We start from the raw sequence: 17,633 nt of genomic DNA, 5'->3' as shown, positions 1-17,633 counted from the left end.
ATTAGCCGGTATTGGCCCCAGGGCTCCATACACCTCGGATTACCGGTACCTCGGACAGCTCGTTCTGGCACTCTAGCGATGCATATCGGCCTCATGCGGTGGATTGTTGTACAAAGTGCAGGAATTGGGGTGTGTACGGGGCTTCTAGAGCTGAATTGTTGTACAAAGTGCAGGAATTGGGGGTATGCGGGGCCTAGAGAGCTGAATTGTTGTATAAAGTGCAGGAATTGGGGTGTGTACGGGGCTTCTAGAGCTGAGTTGTTGTATAAAGTGCAGGAAATGGGGTGTATGCGGGGCCTAGAGAGCTGAATTGTTGTATAAAGTGCAGGAATTGGGGTGTATGCGGGGCCTAGAGAGCAGAATTGTTGTATTAAGTGCAGGAATTAGGGTGTGTGCGGGGCTCGAGTGATGAATTGTTGTATAAAGTGCAGGAATTGGGGTGTGAGCGGGGTCTCGAGTGCTGGATTGTTGTACAAATTGCAGGAATTGGTGTGTGTGAGGGGTGTAGTGAGCTGGATTGTTGTACAAAGTGCAGGAATTGGGGAGTATGCGGGTCTCGAGAGCAGAATTGTTGTACAAAGTGCAGGAATTGGGGTGTGTGCGGGGCTTTGAGAGTTGAATTGTTGTATGAAATGCAGGAATTGGGGTGTATGGGGGCCTAGAGCGCTGAATTGTTGTACAAAGTGCAGGAATTGGGGAGTATGCGGGTCTCGAGAGCAGAATTGTTGTACAAAATGCAGGAATTGGGGTGTATGCGGGGCTTTGAGCGCTGAATTGTTGTAGAAAGTGCAGGAATTGGGGTGTGTGCGGGGCTTTGAGAGTTGAATTGTTGTATAAAATGCAGGAATTGGGGTGTATGCGGGGCTTTGAGCGCTGAATTGTTGTATTAAGTGCAGGAATTGGGTGTATGCGGGGCTTTGGGCGCTGAATTGTTGTATTAAGTGCAGGAATTGGGGGGTATGCGGGGCTTTGAGAGCAGAATTGTTGTACAAAGTGCAGGAATTGGGGTGTGTACGGGGCTTCTAGAGCTGAATTGTTGTATAAAGTGCAGGAATTGGGGTGTGAGCGGGGTCTCGAGTGCTGGATTGTTGTACAAATTGCAGGAATTGGTGTGTGTGAGGGGTGTAGTGAGCTGGATTGTTGTACAAAGTGCAGGAATTGAGGTGCATGAGGGGCCTAGAGAGCTGAATTGTTGTATAAAGTGCAGGAATTGGCGTGAATGGTGCGGCCTAGAGAGTAACTTTAGTATTTTTTTCAGAAAAAAACCAAAACAAGAAAAGGATGATACCCATGGACTTCGAACAACAGCATCAATTATGGATGGAGCACCACTTAAACGTTAGATCGGGGGAGAGGAAGGGGCGATTGATGAGAGGACATCAGCATGCGGAAAACCTGCTGCTTAAGAATGTATGGTGGCCGCTGTTCGGGAACTTGGAGCATTTGCATCCGGAATACGAGGTGTATGATTGGAACCGCAAGTCGCAATTTCTTGATTTTGCTTTTATCACACCTTATGGACGTTTTGGATTGGAGTGTGACGGTTTTCAAAGCCACATTAAGGATATGGACCGGGAAAGATTTAGTTACTCATTGAATCGGGATACTTTTTTGACTGGAATGGGATGGAAGATTATTCACTTTTCATTTGATGATGTGCAGAAGCGTCCTGAGATTTGCCGCATGCTTTTGCAGATGGTTATTGGACCCTCGCATCTAAGGAACATCTCAGCAGATCCGGTCTCTCCTTTAGAGAAGGAGGTCATACGTTTAGCGTGGAACTTGGGGAAGCCGATCCGAACCAAAGATATTGTGAATCATTATGAGGTCAATTTTCGAACTGCCCGCAAGTGGTTGCAGGGCTTGGTACATAAGGGAATGCTGCAGCCAATAATCAAAAATAAATACACATGTTACTACGAGCCTGTTGAGGGGCTATCGGAGAGATTGTTTTAAGAAAAGCGAAATAGTACAGCAGGGGTTCTAATCGGGAATATCTGAGGACTCCTGTTCTGTAAATATAATCCCGTTGTCTCAAGTAAGTAATCTGCCTATGATCTGTTAATCCGGCTAAATCTTAATTTGTGTCGAAGCGTATCGACTTTTTCTATATAAATGTTGGTAAACACATGGCGTGCGGATGTGATATTTGATACAATAGATAAGTTAAAGACGAAGAAAAGATCCGCTATTACAGCGGTTTGGGAGGATATAGATGACAGAGCAAGACATACGCAGAGAAGACGTGGAGCTGTTAGCTCCGGCAGGCGATTGGGACTGTATGCGTGCGGCGGTAGCGAATGGAGCAGACGCTGTCTTTTTTGGCGTGGAGAAGTTTAATGCACGGGCCAGAGCAAATAATTTTCGCATGGACGAGCTGCCGGAAATCATGGCGTTTTTGCACAGCTATGGAGTAAAAGGTTTTTTAACCTTTAATATATTGGTGTTCGAGAACGAGTTGACAGAGGCGAAGGAGCTCATCGATGCTTGCGTGGATGCCGGAGTAGATGCGGTTATTGTGCAGGATTTGGGTCTGGTGAAGCTGATCCGCGAGATTTCCCCGGATTTTCCGATTCATGGTTCAACACAAATGACGATTACTTCGCCGGAGGCGGTAGAATTTACGAAGCCTTTCGGATTGGAGCGTGTAGTTCTCGGACGTGAAAATAATCTAAAACAAATCAAGACGATTGGCGAACAAGCCCGCCTGCCGATGGAAGTATTCGTGCATGGGGCCTTGTGTGTTTCCTATTCGGGTCAATGTCTGACCTCGGAAATGTGGGGCGGACGCTCTGCTAACCGCGGTGAATGCGCTCAAGCCTGCCGCTTGCCCTATGACTTAATGGTTGACGGAGTGGTTAAGCCGATGGGGGATGTAACTTATTTGCTGTCTCCTAAGGATTTGGCCGCCATTGATTTGATGCCCGAGTTGATTGAGGCAGGTGTCACTTCTTTTAAAATCGAGGGGCGTCTTAAGAGCCCGGAATATGTAGCTAATGTAGTGGGGAAATACCGGAAGGCGATTGACCGCTATTTTGACGGTGTTTGGTCGGAGCCGTCCAAGGAGGAAGTACGTGAGTTGCAGCAGAGCTTTTCCCGCGGCTTTACACATGGATTCCTGGATGGAACGAATCATAAAAAGCTTGTGGACGGTACATTCCCGAAAAGCCGGGGCGTCTATCTGGGTACGGTGGAGCAAATCCTTCGAGACGGCGTAGTCTGCCGCATTCATGCGCCGCTTAAGCGTGGGGATGGTATTGTTTTTGATGCCGGGGATCCTACGAAAAAAGAAGAAGGCGGACGCGTCTACGATTTGCGCCGTAAAGGTGTGAAGCTGGAGGGTGAAGCCGGTGAAGGCTGGATTATTGATATCGTAGCAGGCCGTAACGATGTGGATCTGCGCCGTCTTCATGTCGGAGACCGTATCTGGAAGACGAATGATCCGGCGCTCGACAAAGCGCTTCGTCAAACCTACGAGACCGAGAAGCCGTACCGGGTATTCCCGGTTAACGTTAAGGTCGAGGGCCGCGTCGGCGAGCCGCTGGCCACCTGGTGGACGGACACACAAAAGGACGTCACCGTCCGTGTGGACTCGGAGCTTCCGTTGGAAACAGCGCAGAAGCGCCCGATGGATGCTGCGCTGCTGGAAGAACAATTCGGCCGCCTCGGCGGGACTGTCTTCCAGCTTGGCGCTATGGAGTCGCACCTGGAAGGCGACGTGATCGTGCCCATGCGCGAGCTCAACAGCATCCGCCGCCGCGCGGTGGAGCTGCTTGCGGGCGAGCGCCCGAAACCGCCCGTCTACGTGAAACGGGCGGTCGAGGTCTACAGCGACGCCGCCCCTGCGAAGCGGGACGGCTCAGGTGTGCGCGGTGAAGCGGAGCTTACCGCGCTGTGCCGCAGCCTGCCGCAGGTGCAGGCTGCGCTCGACGCCGGCGTGACGAACATCTACGCCGACTTCGAGTTCATCAAGCAGTTCCCGGCAGCGGTGGACGCTGTACGGGCGGCTGGCGCCAGCATTACGCTGGCAACGCCGCGTATCCATATGCCGGGCGAGAATGGCTACCATGCTAATATTCTGCGCCTGCAGCCGGATGCCGTGCTGGTGCGTAATACCGGAGCATTGTATTACTACCTTCGCCGCCGGATGGAACAGCCGGATGCCGTCCATCCGCGAATCATTGGCGATTTCTCATTGAATATCGCCAATCACAAAGCCGTGGATCTGTTCCTGGAGGCAGGGTGCGATTTCGTAACGCCTTCTTACGATCTGAACATTCAGCAGATGGTGGATCTGTTAGACCATAGTGACACGTCACGTATGGAAATTGTAATCCACCAGCATTTGCCGATGTTCCATACGGAGCATTGTGTGTACTGCACATTCTTGAGTGAAGGAACTGACTTTACCAACTGCGGCCGTCCTTGTGAAGACCAACGGGTTTCGCTTCAGGATCGCATCGGGATGTCCCATCCCGTCCGTGTGGATGAAGGCTGCCGTAACACGGTTTACAATGCCGTTGAACAGTCAGGCGCTGAATATCTTAACAACTTCCGTGAACTGGGAGTGACTTCCTTCCGTGTCGAGTTTCTGGAAGAGACTCCGGAGCAGGTAGCAGAAGTTCTCAGTCTTTACAGCCGTGCGCTTCGCGGTGAGATCTCCGGCACTCAAGTATGGAAAAGCTTGAAGGCTACCAACCAACTCGGTGTAACACGCGGTCAATTGGTAAACGCCAAGTAGGCGTCAGATTTTTTATCTTCATTATTCGATTTAACGGGCAGGAAAAGGGGTAATCCCTTTTCTTGCCCGTTTTTAATTTTTGGGAATAACAATCTTAACTATTTCCCTAATACCGGGAGAAACTGCTATAATTAAGGCTATATCCCCTTTTTCGTAGATAAGGTGTGAGACCGGAACAAATACATAAAAAAGGAGCATATGCCATGAAAATTCGTAAAGCTATTATTCCTGCTGCAGGCTTGGGTACCCGCTTTCTACCTGCAACCAAAGCAATGCCCAAAGAAATGCTGCCGATCGTAGATAAGCCGACGATTCAGTATATTGTAGAGGAAGCTGTTGCTTCAGGCATTGAAGATATCATTATCGTAACGGGAAAAGGAAAGCGGGCTATCGAAGACCACTTTGATACTTCCTTTGAGCTGGAGTTCGGTCTGGCGGAGAAGCAAAAGTGGGAGTTGCTAGACTCTGTACGTAAGTCCTCTGAAATGGCGGACATTCACTACATCCGGCAAAAAGAACCGAAAGGATTGGGACATGCCATTTGGTGCGCACGTAAATTTATCGGTAATGAACCCTTTGCTGTTTTGCTTGGGGATGACATTGTTGAAGCGGATACGCCCTGCCTGAAACAAATGATAGATGTGTATGACGAATATAAATCCTCAATCGTTGGTGTTCAACCCGTTCCGTGGGAAGAAGTATCCCGTTATGGTGTGGTAGACGGTACAGAATTGGCGGAACGTGTTTATAAAGCCAATCGTCTCGTAGAAAAGCCGAAAAGAGAGGAAGCACCATCCAATCTGGCTATACTCGGACGATACATCTTAACACCTCGTATTTTTGATATGCTTGGTGAACAGCAGGTAGGAGTAGGCGGAGAAATTCAGCTTACCGATGCCATTGCCCGTCTTAGTGAAGTAGAACGGATTATTGCCTATAACTTTGAGGGTAAGCGTCATGATGTAGGTGAGAAAATGGGCTTCATTCGGACAACCATTCACTATGCGCTCCAACGTGGAGAGCTTAAAGGGGATTTACTGCGCTATCTGCAAGAGATTGTGGAGAGTGAAATGGAAAAAAGTAGCTTACTAGAACAGTAACGAACTTATTCTAAAAAAAAAGAGCGACCCCCAATTACTTGCTGGGAGTCGCTCTTTAAGTTGTTTTATTAGCATCAGCTAATTCTTAGAACTGCATTGCCAAGATCTCATCTATTTTGGTTGTTGCTGTTGGATCAGCCGCAATAAGTCGGTTATAAACGGCTTCATCTTGTACCGTATTGCTCTTTATCAGTGAAGCTAAGTACCAGCGTGCAATTTCTTGATTAGTAGCATCTGAGTAATCTTCGCTTAAGCCACTATGCAAGGTAGTTGTTGCTGCCTGCAGTTGTTTGGACAAAAACTGTACTTTACCTGCATTCAGTGCAATAGCCGGTGTAATCGTAAGTGATCGTCCCTTTAACTCTTCAGTGGATAGAGTTTTCATATATTCTATATCCATCAGAACATGGTTGTACGCTTCGATCCCGGTAGTAAGGCTTGGTCTCATATAATCAGGTCGCAGGGTTACATCCAGAGTTTGTGTGTAAACGGCTTGAGCCTGATCATAGAAGCGACTGATAATAGTGCCATACCAATCCATCTCCCATAGATTATTGCTGTTGATGATATCTGCATAATTATCATTGAACCCAAGTCTCAAGGTAGCTTTGGCTGCCTCGGGGTCTCCAGATATCATCTGAATTTTACCGATATTTAATGCAATGGTAGGCGTAATCGAGAAAGGACGTCCCTGCATTTGTTCTGGCGGGAGTGTCTTTAAATGTTCCACACCAGCAACGACATGGTTATAGGCGTCAAGTCCTGCTTTAAAATATTCCTTCTGCTTCACTTCGTCCTTTTGAACAAAGGCTTCATGACCCAAGGCATAGGAACGGCTGATCAAATCCTCATACCATTCAATGTCCCAGTTGAACTTATCCGCATTATCTCGGAATATCGCAAAAGCTTGGTCACTTTGACCTTTCAAATCATAATTACTGATTAGTTGTTTTAATAGATTTTTGTTATACGGTTCATCCTCTAATGCTCTTGTCAGCACACTTTCAGCTTCAATAAGGAACTGTTCATCCTTGTTTTGACTGAATACCTGCTGGTCCAGAGATGAGAGATAAATGGCGGATTCAGGATGGTTAGGACGGGTCTTCAATACTTCCATTAAGGGTGCCTTGATCTCTTCATAAGACTGACTTACTGTAAGCAGACTTTTGGCCTTAACGGCGGCATTGCTCGATCCGATATAAGTAATCGACAGGAACAGCATGAATACAGTACAGACTGCAAGTACGCCCAAATACCCCAGACGAACTCCGGATTTGTTCCAACTTTTGCGTAAAGGCTTGCTTTCCATGACAGCTGCCATCCCGGCCAGACCCAGGAAAACCAAGATACCCATAAACGCGTAGCTCATATTGAAATCCAGCAAACTGTGAACAAGAATAGATAAGGCGATGATGAGATAAAAGAAGCCATTTTGATATTCATCCTTGTCCCGCTTGATGTAAGCACGAATATATTTATAGAAAATATATAGGATGAAACCCATAAATACGATAAATCCCAGAATCCCAACTTCAACTAAATACTGCAGGAAGAAGTTATGAACTTGGCGGCTTGTATAGGGATTGTTCTGATAATGCTCATAGAGTGAGGACCAACCGCCGCCCCCTGCTCCCAAAACGGGATAATCCTTAACTACCTTCAAGGCATCTTTGTAGAAAGTAAATCGTTCTAATACGCTGTGCTGTTTGAAATTGATATTTTCTAAGCGTGTTTCCATGTTGGCTGGTAAGATCGTCCGGGCACTAGTGCCCACGAGCAGAAAAGCTACCAATCCAATCAGGACAACGGAACCAAGTGGAATCCATAGCCCCGTCAATTTACGGGATTCCCAGCTGCCAAGCTTCTTTTCTAGCCAAGGAGCAGCATACCGCTGAACAACCCAGCCCAGACCGGCCACAATCAGTGAGGCTCCTAATAAGAACCCCCAGCCCTTAAACGCAGCAGAAGAGGTGAATTCGGTATTCAGCTCTGTTCCTAGCGTAGTTATCGGATTAGTAATTAGAAGAGATGCAATACCTGCGATTGCGAGATGCGCAATCCATAGGATTTGCTGTGCCGGCTTCAGGAACAGTAACAGCAGTATAAACACCACTGGGAGTAACACGAGTCCACCACGGGATAACGTTAATAAAATCGATACTATAATAGGTACGAGCATAAAACCATGTGTAAGTGTTCCATACCATTTACGAGAGCGAATCAGTGCGAAAACAGCAACAAACAGAAAAGCCATTAGAAAAGCGGCATATGTATTCGCATATTGAAAGATGGAAGTGAGCCTCAAACCATTAGAGTCTGTCATCACAGCGTCCAAATACTTGCCGTTCCGAACAGTATTAGAGAACCAACCGACCAAACCGCCAGCCAGCCTCCAGGCTCCAAGCCAATTCAGGAGTCCGAAACCTACTATGAAATAAGCTATAGCAAGCAGAGCATTTTGAATGACAACATTTAGTTGCTTTTGCTTAAAGAGATATAACGCTATAATGAAAACTGCTGCATACATACTCTGAATGAACAGCATATCCATCGCCATGTAACGCGATACAGCGACAAAAAGTGATAAGGCATAAGTGACCGGAAGCAAAAGTGCGGCTACTGCCAGTACATCACGCTGCTCTTCAAGCTTGAACTTTTTATAATACAAGCCGATCCATACTAGCAACATTAGAGCACCAAACATTGCTGACACATATAAAGGTTTCTCAAAATCTATCAACAGTCCATTAAACAATCCTACCTGAAACGGGGTCCACAATAAAAATAGAATAAAAGCGGCAACCAGAGCCCATATAGCACTAGGTATCTTTTCAACATTTCTCGACTGTAAAGCATTTTTACCGTATACTGGTTTCGACACGTTATGATCTCCTTTTTCTGTAGGTACGACAATATTTTAGCATAATTAGTCGTAATGGAAAACGAAAGATAGTTTAAATAAATCCTAATAACTTATTATTAGAGTATTATTTTCAGAAAGTGAGTGGAAATTGTGATTAATTATTTTAAGAATATTATTTACTATAAGGATTTATTAGGTAACTTAACTTCGAATGAATTGAAGTTGAAATACAAAAATTCAATTTTAGGAATACTATGGTCTTACATATATCCATTGATGATGATTGTTATATACAATTTTGCTTTTAAAATAATTTTGAGAATGACAATAGATAATTTCGCTTTATTTGTTTTTATTGGTTTAATACCATGGAACTTTGTACAAGCAAGTATTTCACAAAGTACAAGCAGTATTGTCAATAATCAAAACCTTGTGAAAAAGATTTATTTTCCTAGAGCGATAATTCCACTGTCTATTATAAACGCTAATTTTCTAACTATGATTATTAGCCATGTAATATTATTTGGTGCAATGTTTTTTTATAATGTTGAATTTACTTTATCTTTAATTGTTTTACCGATCTTGTGGATTATATTATATTTAGTGGTTGCAGGAATTAGTCTGATATTATCTTCAATCACAGTTAAATATCGAGATGTTTCACACATAGTTGACGTTATTTTTATGGCCTGGTTTTATTTAACACCTGTTATTTATTCATTATCAATGGTACCAGAGCCATTTAATAAAATAATTCAGTTAAATCCAATTACTAATTTAATAGAGTTATTTAGACAGGTACTATTAAAAGGTGATTTTCCTGATTTTTCAGTTCTATCAACTGCATTTGGCTATTCTTTAATTCTATTTTTTGTAGGTTTGTATGTGTTTCATAAAAGAGAAAAAAACTTTGGAGAAGAACTATGACAAGAGAAACTGTTATTAATTTTGAGAATGTCACTAAGATATATAAAATCCACAAAAACAGACCGACTACTTTGAAAGAAAGGGTTATTAACCTTTTGTTGAGAAGGAATAAAATGGAAACCATTGAAGTTAACGTTCTGAAAAATGTTAGCTACTCTATTTATGAAGGAGAAACTGTTGGTATCATCGGAAGAAACGGCGCAGGGAAAAGCACATCGCTTAAACTTATTGCCAAAATAATTAATCCTGATAGTGGTAAAATTACAATAACAGGGAAAGTTTCTTCGTTATTAGAAATAGGGGCAGGATTTCAACCGGATTTGACAGGAAGAGAAAATGTTTATCTGTACGGATCAATATTAGGTCTTCCTAAAAAGTATATAAGGGATCATTATGAGGAGATTGTTGAATTCTCAGAGCTGAATGATTTTATGAATACACCTGTAAAGAATTATTCATCAGGTATGTACATGCGTCTAGCCTTTTCCGTCGCTATTCATGTTGATCCTGATATTCTTCTTTTGGATGAAGTCCTCGCAGTAGGGGATGCTAATTTTCAAAAGAAATGTATGAACAAATTAAAAGAAATTCAATCTAAAGGAAAAACGATTGTCTTCGTTTCACATGATATGTCTAGCGTTAAAAATCTATGTGACCGAATTATTTATATTGGCGATGATGGGGAGATAGAATTCGGCGAGCCCGATTTTCTTATTAACAGGTATTACGCACAACTTTATGGAAATCATGCGAGTAGTGTAATAGAGGATGGAAACGAGATACATCAAAATTCCGAGTCATTATATATTGCTCATACAAGTTCATATTATAATATTAAAGAATCCATTTGGGGAAATAGGGAAGTGAGTCTCAATAAGTTTTATTTCTCGAACTCTGAAGGGTACGTTTCAAATGTATTCCAATATAAACAAGATATAGTTCTAAACATTGAGTTAAAGACAAACCATATACTTCAAAGATTAGTAGTTGGTATTGCCTTATATGATGAGAATAATAATTTGCTGAGTGGTCCGAATTCAAAAAATGATGGAGTTATTCTAGATGAAGTTGACCATTCTAGATTTATAAAAGTAATTATGAAAGAACCACCACTTTTAAATGGAAAGTTTTATATTACATTGGCTATTTATGATTACGATTGTATAGAACCTTTTATTCATATGGAGAAATGTTTTGAATTAATGGTTGTTAATGAGAGAAACGAATTAGGAGTAATTGGTCTGACATGCGATTGGCTTATATAAGTTAGGGAGGTTATACCTTGATAGATAAATTAACGATGCCTTTTGATCAATATCAAAGATATGAAATATGTAGAAGACTAATTGAAGATTTTCATGAAAAAAAACAGCGGAAGTTAAAAATTTTGGATGTTGGAGGACATTTCAAGACTAAAGAAGGAGTAGATTGGTTACCCGCAGTTGAATTTTTCGGAGAAAATGAAGTCCTGGTTGTAGATACTACGCAAGCCTCATTAGATAATTATCAAGTGAGTGACGGTAGGGATTTACCTTTTAAGGATAATTCGTTTGATGTTGTAGTATCTAATGATGTCCTAGAGCATGTACCACCTCAAGGGCGATATGATTTTATTAAAGAACTAACTAGAGTTTCAAAAGAATTGGTAATAATCAACTTTCCGTATTATACTGCCAAAAAAGCGTTGGCAGAAAAAATACTATATGAATATATCGTTAACTCGTCGGGTGGCGAGAACCGAATGTTAGAAGAACATCTAATTAATGGGTTGCCAAAAGTGCAAGACGTGGCTAGTCAATTAAATGAGTTGTCTATGCCTCATTCTTATTATTATTCTGGTGATACTGATAATTGGCTTAAATTGATGGTTGTTAATTATGAACTATCAAGAATTGCAGAACCTAGTTTACAGGAGTTAATAGATGAATATGTGAATAAATATCATTTTCTAGGGGAGATGAACTTACCAGAGGGTTATAGAGTCACATTTGTTATCGACAAAATGAACGAAATGGTGAAAAATAATTTTTTCGAAAGTGTTAAGAAGGATACTAAGACCAATTTATTATTGCCTACTGAAGCCCTAATAACATATTTGAATATGAAAAAAGAAAATGAGAGTAAAAGTATTTTAGATACTTATTACTATGATGCAGATGAAGTATTGGAGCGAATGGCATTTCAAAGTACTATTCGACAGACCTTTCTTTGCCAATCACCAAATTTGTTCTGTTTGTCTTTTTTAGTAGCAACTTATAAGGAGAAATTGCAAGGTCACCTCAAGGTTTCTCTATTTGATAATATTAATAATACGTGCGTTTCAGAGACAGTTTTTGCTTATAATACTTTAAAAGACAATGATTGGTTCAATATAGAATTCACTCCACTTATGGATTCTCAAGGGAAAGAATACACTATAGAAATTACACAAGTTTCTAACAATATAGGACCTAGTTTTTACTACTCAGAAAAAAATAGCTACGGCAAGACATTATTAAATACAAAAGATATTATCGGAAATCTGACTTTGAAAACTTATTGCCGAAAAATGAATGCTGCGGAGCAGTATTTTTTGATTAAACAAAAGAATAATGATTTTTTGAATGAGAATAAGAGGTTAGTTGAAACAAATATTATTAATATTGAGAAGTTAAACAAATTAGAGAATGATATTTTTACATTGAAAGAAACATTAGAAACGAAAAAGCAAGAAATTCAAAAATTAAATTTTCAGATTAATGAGAGCCAGAAAGATTTGGAACTGGCAACTGATAGATATGGCGAATCAATTAGGAAATACAATGATTTAATCAAAATTCTTAAAGAAATCTGAGGTGTATATTTTGAAGAAGGTTTTATTTATAAGTGGATGTTTCGGAGATACACAAAGATATAGAGTTTTTAATCAAATGGAACAACTTGAGTATTTGGAAATCAATGTTATAGAAAGATATTTTGCGGATTATGATATTATTTCTGCTTTAGATCAAAAAATTGATATCGTTATTATGCATAGAGTTCCACATACTCTAGGTATTGAGTATTTTATCAGTACTGCAAACAAAATGAATGTTCCAGTAATATTTGACGTAGATGATTTAGTTTATGAAAAAGAGTATGCCAAGTACTCTGATGGAATTAATTATTTAGAAGAAGAAGAGAAGGCACTATATTTTGAAGGTATAGAACGCTATAAAAAAACTATTGAGTTATGTGATGGCGCAATTGTTACAACTGAATTTCTAGCCGAAACTATAGCTAAATATAATGACAATGTTTATATAAATAGAAATGCTATAAGTTTAGAGTTAGAGGATATCTGTGAAACATTTAACTGCGAAACCAATGTACACAGTGAACGTATTCGAATCGGTTATTTTAGTGGTAGTAAAACTCATAATAAGGATTTTCTACAGATTAGTGATGCTCTTCTAAAAATTCTAAAAATGAATACCCAGACTGACCTTGTGATTGGTGGTCTATTAGACTTAAGTAAGGAATTTGATGCGTTTAAGAATAGAATTATTCGATTGCCTTTAGTGGGATGGCGTGATCTACCGAGTTCAATTCAATCGATACATATTAATTTAGCACCTCTAGAAATAGACAATCCATTTTGCAGAGCTAAAAGTGAATTGAAGTATTTCGAAGCAGGAATACTAGGAATTCCAACAGTAGCATCTAAAATTGATGCTTTTCAACATGCTATTAAGGATGGAGAGAATGGTTATTTAGCAGAAACTTCACTGGAATGGTTTGAAAAGTTAGAGCTCTTAATTAATCAAGAGGAATTAAGGCTAAAGATAGGTAAGAATGCATACAACCACGTAAAAAACAACTACACCGTGAAAAGCAGAGCAAAAAGCTACCTTCACATTTTGTCACAAATAACAAAGCAAAGTAATAATAAAAAAATAGAAAGTAAAGTGAAGCTAACAGTTAACTTCTTAATTCCACAACCATTCATTGGTTCAGGAGGACATACAACAATATTAAGAATGGCTAGATATTTATGCAATGATGGTAATAAAGTAAACATATATGTTCAAGATGGAGAAAATTTTGATTCACGTAACGATAAGTTAATAACTGATTTTATTGATAAACATTTCTTTGTAACTGGAGCCAATTATTTCAGGGAAGATGCGAAATTCAAAGAGTCGGATGTTTTCATTGCAACTTCTTGGCCAACGGCGTATAGGATCAACTCAGTTACGAATAGTAAAAGTAAATTCTATTTTATACAAGACTATGAACCATACTTTTATCCGATGTCTAGTGAATATAAGCTAGCGGAAAATTCATACAAATTAAATTTAAGAGGAATTACAATTGGTAAATGGTTAACTAAAAAGGTGAAAAATAATTTTGGAATGGATTGTGACTACATTGATTTCTCGACAGATAACAACATTTATCTGCTAACTGAACCTAAAATACCTAATAATAAGACTAAAATAATATTTTATGCACGTAATTCTACGCCAAGAAGAGGTGTGGAATTAGGTCTTCAGGCTTTAGAATTAGTCGATAGAAGATTTAAAGGTTCTATTGAAATCATATTGTTTGGCGGTGATAAGGATCTAAAAACTAATTTCCCACATACGAATTTAGGCGTTCTTACAACAGATGAACTGGCGGATTTATATAAAAGTGCTGACCTGGCTCTAGTTGTTTCCTTAACAAATGCCAGTTTGTTACCTCTGGAGTTAATGGCATCACGCTGTGCTGTAATTGATATAGACGATGACACTATAGAGGGAGTTGTAAGAAATAACATTAATGGGTTGCTCGCTAAAGCAGATCCTATTGATTTAGCCGACAAGATAAGTGCATTAGTGGAAAATGTTGAATTGAGGTCTCAACTTCAACAAAATAGTTACGAGTTCACCAAAGATTTAAACTGGGAAATAAGCGGTCAGCAATTTGAAAGAATAATCATTTCGAAAACATTGTTTGAGGAAAGTTCCCAAAGAATAAGAGAGTTAAAGAATGTTGGTAATGAAGAAATTGTTAAGCCGATGGCACCTTTGACTTACGGAGTTTCTTATGGGGGTACTATTCGCTTGAACGATAACAACTTTTCAAGAGTGGATATCTATTTTGGTAACTATAATAGAGTTAATGAAGGAAGTCTGACATTCCATCTGAAAAAATTTCCGAATTCCATAAATGATATTTTCTCCTTAAAAGTTGATTTGAAAAATATTAGGGATAATACCTGGTTCAGTTTTAACTTTGACCCGATTGTTAATTCGGAAAATCAAGAATACTACTTCTTCATTGAAAGTGACGCTAATGAAACAAATGCAGTTACTGTATATGGCAACGATAAAGGAAACAATATATATGTGAACCACTATAAAAATCAAGGTAGTATCTGTTATAGAACCTATTGCACTAATTATGGTCATTTCGTTTACAATACCATCACAGATCGCGAAGTTACCGATGCTAAATCAGCTATCCATGAAGAGGGAGATATTAACGAAATCGCACTTATATTAAAGCAAAAAATCGCAAATGCTGGTGCTAATAATTATGCGGTTAGAGAATTGCAAAATAAAGTGAACGATTTGGAAATAAAACTTATAAAAATAACTAACTCAACTCCTATTGTGTTTTATAAAAAGATGAAAAAAGTGTTAGCTAGAAAATGGATTAAAAAAATTATAGGTCGTTAAATTGAGGTGAGTTAACTGAATAAAAAGACCCTTATTATATCTTCAGATATAATCGATGCCAAAATGGCAGGACCTGGTATTAGATATTGGAACTTTGCTGTAGAACTGTCCAAGCACACAGAAGTTACCTTGCTGTGTCCGAATGATTGTGAACTTGAAGCCAAATTCAACATCAAGAGAATAAACCCTGCCGTTTTGAAAGAAGAATTAAGTAACGCTGATAGTGTGATTCTTCAAGGCGTAACGTTGTGGCAATATCCATTTATAAAAAAGACTAAGGTACCAATTATAGTGGATTTATATGACCCCTTTATGTTTGAAAATTTTGAAATAGATAAAGATAGCCCTAATGTTAACCAACTACACTTATCCTCTTTAACAATTATCCTTGATCAATTGGCAGCAGGTGATTTTTTTATATGTGCTTCCGAGAAACAAAAGGATCTGTGGATAGGAATGTTGACAGCAATTAATAGAATAAATGCTAAGGAATACCGGGTTAATCCAGGGTTTGATCATCTAATAAGTGTTGTCCCATTCGGAATACCAGAAGAAGAACCTATCCATAATAAACAAGTTCTGAAGGGGGTTTTTCCTGGTATTAATGAAAATGATAAAGTAGTGATATGGGGTGGTGGGATTTGGGATTGGCTGGACCCACTAACAGCTGTAAAGGCTATGCACATTATTAGTTTAGAGAGGAATGATATAAAGCTATTTTTTATGGGTATAAAACATCCGAATTCTCAGGTCCCCTTGTCCAATAAAACTATAGAAGCTATGTCATTAGCAGATTCTTTGGATTTAACTAATAAATGTGTATTCTTTAATGACTGGGTTGAATACGCTTCTCGCCAAAACTATCTTCTTGAGGCTGATATCGGTCTTAGCTTACATGCTAATCATATAGAGACTCGGTATTCATTTAGAACTCGTATATTAGATTATATGTGGTGTGAGCTGCCTATTATAACCAATGGCGGAGATATCATGAGTGAACTAGTGGAAAAATATAAGTTCGGTGAGGTAGTTCCTTTCAATGATGAGAACCACTTAGCTTCAACATTGATAGCTTTGCTTGATTCAAATGGTTTGAACAAGTACAAAAGTGGCTTTAATAAAATTAAAGAGGTTTATAAATGGAAAAATTGTATCATCCCTCTTAAAGAATTTTGTTTGAAGCCTATTAAGGCCACAGGTAGTTCAGAAACACTTAAGGTTAAAGGCGTATACAATGTTTTTAATATAAGACTGCAAAAACTCTATAAGTATATATTAAAAGGTGAATTCAAGATTATCTTAAAAAAAATATTTGGAAATAGAACAAATTAGGAAAATAAGAATTAGTAATTACGCTTCCTCGCTGTAGTGAATGCCCGATGTCTGTTTACTAGAGGAGTTGTCGATACTGCCTAGTAAATAACTTTAATAGGTGGTAATGACGATGTGGACCTCATTAAGCAGTAAAGATAATATGATTGCTGAGATGTTTAAGGTTGCTTTGGAGCTTGAAGAGCCCTGGAAATTGACACACATAGAATATGACGATAAAGACGAAGCCTGGCATTTATTCATCGACTTCGAGCGGGGAGCGATGTTTACTTGCCCGTCCTGTGGTGCTGCATGCAAAGCCTATGACGCGGAGAAGAAGGAATGGCGTCATCTGGATTTCTGGAATTGGAAAACCTATATGCATGCACGTGTTCCTCGAACAAATTGCATGAACTGCAACAAGGTGACTCTCGTTCCTGTAAAGTGGTCACGTCCCATGTCACACTTCACTCTGCAGTTTGACGCTTGGGCGATGCGACTTATGGCTGAGATGCCGGTGAATGCAGCCGCCAGAGAACTTCGAGAGCATGATACACGGATGTGGCGGATTTTCCATCACTATGTCTATGTAGCTATGAATGAACTGGATCTGACGGGTGTGAAACGAATTGCTGTAGACGAAACCTCATCCCGTCGGGGCCACCGCTACATTACCTTATTTGTAGATGTAGATACCAAAACGGTATTGTTTGCAACCGAAGGAAAGAGCAAGGATACACTAGAAAAATTCAAACAACATCTGACGAGCAAAGGGGCTACAGCCACACAAATTCAAGAAATCTGCTGTGATATGTCCCCCGCATTCATTCGAGGTATTCAGGAACAATTCCCTGAGGCTGAGATTACCTTTGATAAGTTTCACGTCATGAAGATGGTGAATGAAGCCGTTGATGATGTTCGCAGAGAAGAACAAAAACAAGTTCCTGAACTGAAAAACAGTCGATATCTGTGGCTGAAAAATGCCTCTACCTTAAAGAACGAACAGA

10 protein-coding genes are annotated in these 17,633 nt (G+C 40.0%); 9 read left to right on the top strand and 1 reads right to left on the bottom strand.

Going from position 1 to position 17,633, the window contains the following annotated elements; genetic code table 11:
- The first annotated feature begins 1,290 nt into the window (after positions 1-1,290).
- The 3 genes from J2T20_RS02125 to galU all read left to right on the top strand — a co-directional run bounded on the left by J2T20_RS02125 (position 1,291) and on the right by galU (position 5,841).
- Positions 1,291-1,956, top strand: coding sequence for a hypothetical protein (locus tag J2T20_RS02125; RefSeq protein ID WP_307585133.1), 666 nt, complete (start codon positions 1,291-1,293; stop codon positions 1,954-1,956).
- A gap of 259 nt (positions 1,957-2,215) precedes the next feature.
- A complete protein-coding gene (locus J2T20_RS02120; RefSeq protein WP_307585131.1) occupies positions 2,216-4,741 on the top strand; it encodes a U32 family peptidase in 2,526 nt (841 codons plus the stop codon).
- Between the two features lie 203 nt (positions 4,742-4,944).
- Positions 4,945-5,841 (top strand): UTP--glucose-1-phosphate uridylyltransferase GalU, encoded by an 897-nt coding sequence (gene galU / locus J2T20_RS02115; RefSeq protein ID WP_307585129.1) that lies wholly within the window; start codon positions 4,945-4,947, stop codon positions 5,839-5,841.
- A gap of 85 nt (positions 5,842-5,926) precedes the next feature.
- On the opposite strand, the gene J2T20_RS02110 is transcribed toward galU, so the two are convergent.
- Positions 5,927-8,722: an O-antigen ligase family protein gene (locus J2T20_RS02110; RefSeq protein ID WP_307585128.1), complete on the bottom strand. Its 2,796-nt coding sequence runs from the start codon at positions 8,720-8,722 to the stop codon at positions 5,927-5,929.
- 132 nt (positions 8,723-8,854) lie between these two features.
- Here J2T20_RS02110 and J2T20_RS02105 point away from each other — a divergent pair, with 132 nt between their 5' ends.
- The 6 genes from J2T20_RS02105 to J2T20_RS02080 all read left to right on the top strand — a co-directional run.
- Positions 8,855-9,631, top strand: coding sequence for an ABC transporter permease (locus J2T20_RS02105; protein ID WP_307585125.1), 777 nt, complete (start codon positions 8,855-8,857; stop codon positions 9,629-9,631).
- Positions 9,628-10,896, top strand: a complete 1,269-nt coding sequence (locus J2T20_RS02100) for an ABC transporter ATP-binding protein (protein WP_307585124.1) — start codon at positions 9,628-9,630, stop codon at positions 10,894-10,896. The genes J2T20_RS02105 and J2T20_RS02100 overlap by 4 nt, the downstream gene beginning before the upstream one ends.
- Positions 10,897-10,913: 17 nt before the next feature.
- Positions 10,914-12,464 carry a methyltransferase domain-containing protein gene (locus J2T20_RS02095; protein ID WP_307585123.1) on the top strand — a complete coding sequence of 517 codons (1,551 nt, stop codon included), beginning with the start codon at positions 10,914-10,916 and terminating at the stop codon, positions 12,462-12,464.
- A gap of 10 nt (positions 12,465-12,474) precedes the next feature.
- Positions 12,475-15,315: a glycosyltransferase family 4 protein gene (locus J2T20_RS02090; RefSeq protein WP_307585122.1), complete on the top strand. Its 2,841-nt coding sequence runs from the start codon at positions 12,475-12,477 to the stop codon at positions 15,313-15,315.
- Between the two features lie 63 nt (positions 15,316-15,378).
- Complete coding sequence (locus J2T20_RS02085; protein WP_307585120.1) at positions 15,379-16,647, top strand: glycosyltransferase; 1,269 nt, start codon at positions 15,379-15,381, stop codon at positions 16,645-16,647.
- 112 nt (positions 16,648-16,759) lie between these two features.
- The coding region (locus J2T20_RS02080) for an ISL3 family transposase (protein ID WP_307585118.1) at positions 16,760-17,633 on the top strand (874 nt) is incomplete at its 3' end.

It is taken from the genome of Paenibacillus wynnii, assembly GCF_030812855.1.
In the GTDB taxonomy this organism is placed as follows: Bacteria; Bacillota; Bacilli; order Paenibacillales; family Paenibacillaceae; genus Paenibacillus_AQ; species Paenibacillus_AQ wynnii_A.
The sequence above is the reverse complement of the archived record's forward strand: the minus strand, read 5'-3'. Positions and strand labels throughout refer to the sequence as shown.

Bases quoted from the DNA above. Each gene is read 5' to 3' on its own strand.
- J2T20_RS02085 (WP_307585120.1), top strand. From the start codon at position 15,379: ATGGCAGGACCTGGTATTAGATATTGGAACTTTGCTGTAGAACTGTCC.
- galU (WP_307585129.1), top strand. From the start codon at position 4,945: ATGAAAATTCGTAAAGCTATTATTCCTGCTGCAGGCTTGGGTACCCGC.
- J2T20_RS02100 (WP_307585124.1), top strand. From the start codon at position 9,628: ATGACAAGAGAAACTGTTATTAATTTTGAGAATGTCACTAAGATATAT.
- J2T20_RS02125 (WP_307585133.1), top strand. From the start codon at position 1,291: ATGGACTTCGAACAACAGCATCAATTATGGATGGAGCACCACTTAAAC.
- J2T20_RS02120 (WP_307585131.1), top strand. From the start codon at position 2,216: ATGACAGAGCAAGACATACGCAGAGAAGACGTGGAGCTGTTAGCTCCG.